Raw genomic sequence first — 1,396 nt, forward strand, 5'->3', positions numbered from 1 at the left:
GCCTTCCATCGGCCTGTTCCAACGGTGTTGGAAGCGTTGGTCGAGTAGTTGGCGGGTGTTGGTGCGCGCCTTGGGGCCCATGTTGTCCGGTTGCTGCCACGAACGTCGTGATTGGATGACACGGGCCGCGTTGATGTCGGCGTGCATGGTTTTGCCGCAGAAACGGCAAGCATATCTGGCTCGGCTGGGCCTGTTGCGTTTACTGGTGTAGCCGCAGCCGGAGCATTCCTGTGACGTGTATTGTGCGGGTACCTGTTCGACTTGGATGCCCGCGCTTTCCTGTATGGATTCGAGTTTGCGCTTCAAGACGGCGCGCCCGGTGCGGGTGATGAGCCGGTTCATGCGCCTGCTCATGCCGCCTCCCCGGAAGTCGAGGCGCTCGACCACGAGCGTCCTGACTTGTTCGGGCCCGTGGGTGAGGGCGAGTCGGTTGATGATGCGCCCTACCTCGTTTTTCACAGTGTCGCGGATGCGCCGGTTGAGGCGTTCGTGTTCCCGGTCGCCCTTGCGTTTCAGGCCCCGTTGGGCAAGCCATCGGTCATGGTCCGCCAGTTTCTCGTCGAGTGCGCGCAGCTGCCTGAGCGCCTTGGCGCCGAACAATTGCCCGTCGCTGGAGGCCAAGAGCGCGTCGGCCATGCCGAAGTCCAAGCCGACCGTGCGCCCCTCGGTGCGTGGCGCGGCGTCGGGGATGTCAAGCACCAGATTCATGGTGAAATTCTGTGTTCCCTTGTCGCGGTGCAGTTGCACGACACCGCACATGCCGCCACCCCGTGCCACCGTATCCTCGTAGGCGCGTTCGAAATACGTGTTGGCCAACAGTCCGATTTCGACGGGCTTGCCCTTGGTCAGGGTGCTGGTCTTCACCCACCACGAGATGCGCGGACTGTCCGCGGTTTCGGGACGTTCCGGCTTGGCGATGATGCTGTCCAAGACGAGCGTGTCCACATGCACCATGTCAGGGAACTTGTCGGTTTTCATGGCCTGTTTGACCAGTCGGCGTGCCAGTTTCAACAGGCGCGGCTGAACGTCGAGCATGACCTTGCTCTTGACCTTCATGCCGCACGGCACGAGCACACCGTCCTCGCTGACCTTCCATGGCAGCTGGAATGCGGTTTCCACCACGCGTGCCACTTGTTGAGGCGCAACAGAACAAGCCGGTCATCGTCCGACAGGGACGAGTCCATGACGAGACGGCGCACGCGCAACTCCAGCAACGCTTGCCATGACAGCAGCTGAGCGCGCACCATGTTGCCCACGCTTTTCCATCTGCCGCGCCGACAATCCCCCGACACTCGCCTTGTCTGGCAATGCCACATACAAGGGCAGGTCCGCGCCCTGCTGCAACCGGGCACGCCAGTATGCCATCGTGGCTTTCAACGCGACATCGGAACGGCGC

General features: G+C 62.4%; 2 protein-coding genes. Both read right to left on the reverse strand.

The window, feature by feature from the left end; genetic code table 11:
• Nucleotides 1-1,122, reverse strand: a 1,122-nt coding sequence (locus tag BCUN_RS04025; RefSeq protein ID WP_156100120.1) for an RNA-guided endonuclease InsQ/TnpB family protein, incomplete at its 3' end; no start/stop codon positions are given.
• A gap of 36 nt (nucleotides 1,123-1,158) precedes the next feature.
• On the reverse strand, nucleotides 1,159-1,396 hold a 238-nt coding region (locus BCUN_RS12700), incomplete at its 5' end, for a hypothetical protein (protein ID WP_238552312.1).

Source organism: Bifidobacterium cuniculi (genome assembly GCF_000741575.1).
GTDB classification, from domain to species: Bacteria; Actinomycetota; Actinomycetes; order Actinomycetales; family Bifidobacteriaceae; genus Bifidobacterium; species Bifidobacterium cuniculi.